General features: G+C 46.0%; 1 protein-coding gene. It reads left to right on the forward strand.

Annotated elements, in window-relative coordinates; translation table 11 throughout:
- Nucleotides 1–281 (forward strand): HAD-IA family hydrolase (locus R7Q11_RS27795; protein ID WP_225467187.1); only part of this gene is annotated, 281 nt, incomplete at its 5' end.
- Between the last annotated feature and the right edge of the window lie 315 nt (nt 282–596).

The raw sequence follows: 596 nt of genomic DNA on the forward strand, positions 1-596 counted from the left end.
ATGAATGGGTGGACCATATTATTGTGGGTGGCGATGAGCCAGAAGAAAAACCAGCGGCCAGCATATTCCAAAAAGCCTTGAATCTTGTCGACATCAAACCAGAAGAAGCCTTACACATCGGTGACTCTCTAGCGGCAGACATCGCAGGCGCAAACAACAGGGGTATATTGAGTGTGTGGGTGAATGCGACTGGCGCAAGTAATCCAACAGAGATAACGCCGAACTTTGAAATCCGAGAAACCGTCGAGCTAAAAGAAATCCTGAAAACACTCGCCCAATAACAACAGCGAATTAAGAAAACCACAACCCCAGACATTGAGCTGGGGTTTATTTTATCTGCGCGAAAAGCTCTGGGATCATGGGTGGTCTAAAGCACCAAAAGCTGCACCAACCTTACAATTCGTACGCAAAGCTCGATATGTTCTGCTGATAGAAATCTTCTGGCTAGCCACTATCAGCTAATATGACGGAAAATAGAGTGGCTAAAATGCAAAAAAGCCCCAGTCTTTCGACTGAGGCTTTAAATCGCGGTTGGTGAAGAGCTATATTCTAACTTCAGGCGCCCCCCACTTGGGTCCAAATCCTTTGAAGTATTG

The sequence above is a fragment of the Vibrio sp. 970 genome, assembly GCF_033339075.1.